We start from the raw sequence: 5,302 nt of genomic DNA, 5'->3' as shown, positions 1-5,302 counted from the left end.
AACGGACATGGTCTGGTTTGTTGGCGATGCCGTCAATGACCGGACCCGGCTGCGCGCCGAGCTGAAAGAGGCGCAGGCAGATCTCGCCACTGCCCGGGCTACCCTTGAGCAGGCAGCAGAGACCGCCCGCATTCACCGCGACCATCTTAGCCGCGCCGAGAAAGAGGCGCGGGCCTGGGTGGCGCTTTCCAATGATCTGCAACAAATGGAGGGCCGCGATGCGCCTTTATCCCCTTTGCTGTCTGCTACTGCTGACGGGCTGTTCGGATCCCAATAGTCCGATCATCATCCCCCGCCAAAAGTGCCGGCCGATCTGCTGCAGCCGGAGCCTGGTTACACCGGGCCGGTGCCCCAGACTGAGGGCCAGCTATCGGATGCGCTGATTGCTGAGCGCCGATCGCGGCAGGCAACAAATGCAAAACTAACCACTATTGGCGAAATCCTGTATGAAGAAAGGCCCCGGTGAAAGCCGGGGCTTTTGTGTTTGTGGGTTTGCAATCTAGATCTTCCCGCACGTCAGCTCTGCGCAGGTTGCGAGCTTTGCAAAGTTGTGTCGCTTGCTCTCCATTGGAGCAAATCACTCTGCACCGCGCACGAAACACGGACGTTTATCGAACAATGCGGCACAACTTCTACTTAAGGGTCGCTCAGAATCTGCCTCACTTAACTTGAGGTTGAATTGGTGAACCCGCGATATCTTGACCGAACTCTGCGAGTAGCCCCATCTTCTCCAAGGGCCCATCGCTCTGGATGTTTTAGCCGATCCACCTCGCATTCGCTGATCAAGGAAATAAAATTTTCTGTATCTCCGCCATTTTTCTCTTCGCTAAAACACGGTTTTCATCATTGGGGAACAGGGAGTTCATCAACTCTTCGATTTGACCAAGAGCTGTCTCAACCTTGAGTGGCTCGGCTTGAACGGCCAGACGTAGCCAAAGACCGTCGATTGTGGCGGATATAAGCGCAGCAGTGACCTCGGCGCGCTTTTCGTCAGTGATCTGTCGTAGGGCATGCAGAAGGTTAGAGTGCATGCGGCTGTGGATCACAGTTTGAATGCGTTGGAAATTCGAGTGATAGGGGACTTCAGCACATAAAGACAGCCATGCGTGCGCCAATTTTGGGTCAAAAGTCTTCGCTGAAAAGTTGGCCAACAGGACGGAATACACCCGCTCCCAAGGTGTCTTGGATCGAATCATCAATGCTCGGACTTCATCTACCAGAACCGAATTTCCATAACGCAACGCTCCCTCCAATAGAGATGTCTTGTTACCAAAATAGTGCAGGACATTGGTTTTTGAGGCCCCCGCATGTTTGGCGACGAGGTCTACCGTTGTGCTGGAAAATCCATAAATACAAACAGTTTCAAACGCTGCCTGAGAGTACTCGTTCCGCCGTAGGCTTTTTAGCCTTTTGCTTTTCATCGCCGATCCTCGCTTTTGAGGCAGTACATATTTTGTTGACGAAGATGTCAAATTAGACTTATTGGTGTTAATATAGACTTGTTGGTCTATTTTTCGAGTGGAGGATCTAATGAAGAGCACAGCCCTTATCAGCACTTTGTCCCTGTCCCTGTCCCTGTTGGGAGCCCCGATGGCGCAGGCATCCTGCGAAAAAGTAAGGATGGCCGAACCCGGCTGGACTGACTTAGCCTTGACCACTGGAATTGCATCCGTCCTGCTCGAAGGGTTGGGGTATGAGACCAGTTCCAACGTTCTCGGGGTCACGGTCATCTATGAGTCTCTGGTCAACAACGACCTCGACGTTTTTCTCGGGTTCTGGGACCCGGCAATGGCAACCTATTTCGCGCCCTATGTGGGCGGTGGGAAAATTGAAACAATCCACCAGAACCTTGAAGGTGCGAAATTTACCTTTGCGGTGCCAAATTATGTCTATGATGCGGGCGTAACGGAGTTTGCCGATCTGGCCGCCCATTCCGATCAGTTCGGATCAAAGTTCTATGGGATTGAGGCAGGCTCCAACCTGCAGATGGAACAGATTATCGACAGCAATGCCTTTGAACTTGGCGGTTGGGACATCGTTGAAAGCTCAGAGCAAGGCATGCTGGCCCAGGTGCGGCGCGCGGCCAAACGGGATGAATGGGTGGTTTTTCTGGGCTGGGCCCCACATCCGATGAACGTAGAATTTGATATCGAATACCTAAGTGGCGGTGATGACTATTTCGGCCCCAATTTTGGTGGCGCAACTGTACATACACAAGTTCGCGCAGGCTATGTCGAAGAATGCCCCAATGTCGGCAAGCTGTTGAACCAACTCAATTTCACGATCCCTCTGGAAAGCGAGGGTATGGGTTACATCATCGAAGATGGAGAGGATGCTGATGAGGCCGCCATCCGGCTGATCAAGAAGCACCCTGACCTGCTCAACACTTGGCTTGCTGGTGTGACGACAGTGAATGGCGCTGATGGCCTTGCGGCTGTCAAAGCACATATCAAGGACAATTGAGCGAGATGGGTACGCATGTCTCATCCCCGTTGCGATCCGAGGGGTCAAAAAGTCTGCTTCACTATGTTGAAGCAGGCGATCCCCAGGCCAGACCCATCGTTTTGTTGCTGGGGCTGGGGATGCGGCTTGAGGAATGGCCTCAGCATTGGATCGCTCGACTGGCCAAGACGCGGCGTGTTATCCGGATCGACAACCGGGACGCCGGCAGGTCGCCCCAATACGGGCCGGATCAGGATCAAACCGCTGTCGACATTTGGATGAAGCAGGATGCGAAAAGCGCCGCACAGGCCACCAGCTATACGCTGTATGACATGTGCGATGATGTGCTCGAAGTGCTTGATTATCTTGGGATCACCGAATTTGATCTGGCCGGGTTTTCCATGGGTGGATTGATTTCGCAGCTTGTTGCCGCCACAGCCGGTGACCGGGTTGGAACTTTTGTGCAGCTGGCAAGCGGCGACGGGTCCAATAACGTCGATGGACAGAGCGAAGCAATGCAGCGGATGTCACGTCTCTTTGTTGCACCACCCAGTGACGCGGCGCTCCGGCAGTTCCTGATTGAGGACGCAATTTTCTATTCCGCAGGCGCATTGTCTGCGACCGATGACTTGGTGACCGAAGTCGAGCGTTTCTGTGCTTTGGGCTACGCCCACGGAGGCGCAGCGCGGCATGCTCTGGCCGTCTTGGGTACAGATGATCGGACGGACTACCTAAAAAGGATCACCGCGCGCAGTCTCATTTTGCACGGGGACCAAGACCCCTGCATCGCGGCAGAGCGAGGGCGCCGCGCGGCCGCATTGATCCCGTATGCTAGGTTCGAACTGCTGTTGGGCGTCGGGCATGTTTTGGATGCCGATATGCTCGATCTGGCCGCGAAATTTCTACTGAATGATACCGCCGTAGGGGACTAAACATGGATTGGATCGAAGAATACAAAATTCCGATTGGGCCGTGGTCCAAGGCCATCGTAAACTGGCTGACGGACAATATGCAGTCGTTTTTTGACGGGATCGCTTATGTAATTGATGCCCTGGTGGTCGCCGTGGCGTGGATTCTGCAGGCCCCTCACCCGTTGGTAGTGATTGCAGCAACGGCATCGCTGGCGTGGTACATGCACAGGTCGGTCGCGCTTACCGGTTTCGTATTTTTCGGCCTGCTGCTGATTATCAATCAAGGATATTGGAGCGAGACGACCGAGACTGTTTCGCTGGTATTGTCAGCGACAACGATCAGTATGTTGATCGGAGTACCCGTTGGCATTCTTGCCTCAAGTCGGCCTTGGTTGTATCGGGGCCTGCAACCTTTGCTCGATCTGATGCAGACGATCCCAACCTTTGTCTATCTGATACCGGCACTGGTTCTGTTTGGTTTGGGAACAGTGCCGGCACTGATTGCCACTGTTGTTTTTGCATTGCCTGCGCCCATCCGTTTGACTTATCTCGGGATATCTTCGACCCCCGTGTCGCTGACTGAGACCGCCGAAGCGTTCGGGGCTACCAATACTGATATACTGCTCAGGGTAAAACTACCCTGGGCCATGCCCCAAATTTACGCGGGCTTGACGCAAACCATTATGCTGTCCCTGTCCATGGTTGTAATTGCCGCCCTTGTCGGCGCTGACGGTCTTGGTGTTCCAACGCTGCGTGCATTGAACCAAGTTAACATTTCCAAAGGGTTCGAGGTCGGATTTGTCATCGTGATTATCGCGATCATTCTGGATCGTCTCCTCAAGAAAGAGAGTGTGTAAATGTCAAAAACAGTTGTGCGGTTTACTGATGCCAATATCATCTTCGGCAATAATCCAGAATCGGCATTTCCTCTCATGGACTTGGGAAAAAGCCGCGAAGAAATCTCGGAGCAGACAGGGCAGATTTTGGGTGTCCACAATTGTTCGCTTGATGTGAAACAGGGCGAAATCGTCGTTCTGATGGGGCTGTCGGGATCTGGTAAATCAACCCTGCTTAGGGCAACCAACCTGCTAAACCCTTTGGCGCGAGGCAAAGTTGAGGTGCGCAGCAACGGCGCGCTGTGTGATCTGGCAAAAGTTTCGTCAGACGCTTTGCGCAATATCAGACGTCACGACGTGTCGATGGTGTTTCAACAGTTTGGACTTTTGCCATGGCGCTCCGTTCTTGAAAACGTGGCCTTTGGGCTTGAGGTTGCTGGAGTGCCAAAAGAGGAACGTTTTAAGCGGGCGGCCAAGCAATTGGAAACGGTCCACCTAGACAAATGGGCGGACAAGAAAATTTCCGAGCTGTCCGGTGGCATGCAGCAACGTGTGGGTCTGGCCCGTGCTTTTGCGACTGAAGCCCCACTACTGCTAATGGATGAACCGTTTTCCGCTCTTGATCCGCTGATCCGCAACGGGCTTCAGGACGAGTTGTTGGATTTCCAAGCAGAACTGCAAAAGACTATTCTGTTCGTGAGTCATGATCTGGACGAGGCTATTAAGCTAGGCAATCGTATTGCCATTATGGAAGGTGGCCGCATCATTCAAATTGGCACGCCGCAAGAAATTGTTCTGAAACCTGCCACGGAATACGTCGAAGATTTTGTGGCCCATATGAACCCGATCAATGTGCTGCATGCGGCGGAGGTTATGCAGCCTTTTAAAGGTGAACTACCTGCAGAAGCGAGAGTTGTTGGTGCTGATACATCGGTCAGATCTCTCATGCGAGGACAGGTTGAAGAAATCGGTGATATCTATGTGTCCAACGAAAATCACATTATTGGAAAGCTTGGCAATAGTGACATTCTCAGAGCGTTGTTACGCGAGTAACTGAAGTGATCTTTGGTTCACTTGGAGCGGAACATTTGACTTGTGACCTGCCCCCCGAAA

The 5,302-nt window shown here is 52.8% G+C and carries 6 protein-coding genes; 5 read left to right on the top strand and 1 reads right to left on the bottom strand.

All coding sequences use genetic code 11. From position 1 onward, the window contains the following. On the top strand, positions 1-277 hold a 277-nt coding region (locus AN476_RS23175; RefSeq protein ID WP_172684879.1), incomplete at its 5' end, for a hypothetical protein. Between the two features lie 505 nt (positions 278-782). On the opposite strand, the gene betI is transcribed toward AN476_RS23175, so the two are convergent. Continuing rightward, complete coding sequence (gene betI, locus AN476_RS22690; protein WP_083464468.1) at positions 783-1,421, bottom strand: transcriptional regulator BetI; 639 nt, start codon at positions 1,419-1,421, stop codon at positions 783-785. A 109-nt stretch (positions 1,422-1,530) separates the two neighbouring features. On the opposite strand from betI, the gene choX reads away from it, so the two are divergent. From choX to choV, 4 genes are read left to right on the top strand one after another with little or no spacing between them, the layout of a single operon-like run. Continuing rightward, positions 1,531-2,463 (top strand): choline ABC transporter substrate-binding protein, encoded by a 933-nt coding sequence (gene choX, locus AN476_RS21950; RefSeq protein WP_054463893.1) that lies wholly within the window; start codon positions 1,531-1,533, stop codon positions 2,461-2,463. Between the two features lie 5 nt (positions 2,464-2,468). Further along, a complete protein-coding gene (locus AN476_RS21945; protein WP_054463892.1) occupies positions 2,469-3,374 on the top strand; it encodes an alpha/beta fold hydrolase in 906 nt (301 codons plus the stop codon). Positions 3,375-3,376: 2 nt separating this feature from the next. Beyond that, positions 3,377-4,210, top strand: coding sequence for a choline ABC transporter permease subunit (gene choW, locus AN476_RS21940; protein ID WP_054463891.1), 834 nt, complete (start codon positions 3,377-3,379; stop codon positions 4,208-4,210). Then, positions 4,211-5,242 carry a choline ABC transporter ATP-binding protein gene (gene choV, locus AN476_RS21935; RefSeq protein ID WP_054463890.1) on the top strand — a complete coding sequence of 344 codons (1,032 nt, stop codon included), beginning with the start codon at positions 4,211-4,213 and terminating at the stop codon, positions 5,240-5,242. Positions 5,243-5,302: the final 60 nt, after the last annotated feature.

Source organism: Phaeobacter sp. 11ANDIMAR09, assembly GCF_001294455.1.
Taxonomy (GTDB): domain Bacteria; phylum Pseudomonadota; class Alphaproteobacteria; order Rhodobacterales; family Rhodobacteraceae; genus Pseudophaeobacter.
This window is presented reverse-complemented; position numbering and strand designations above follow the sequence as displayed.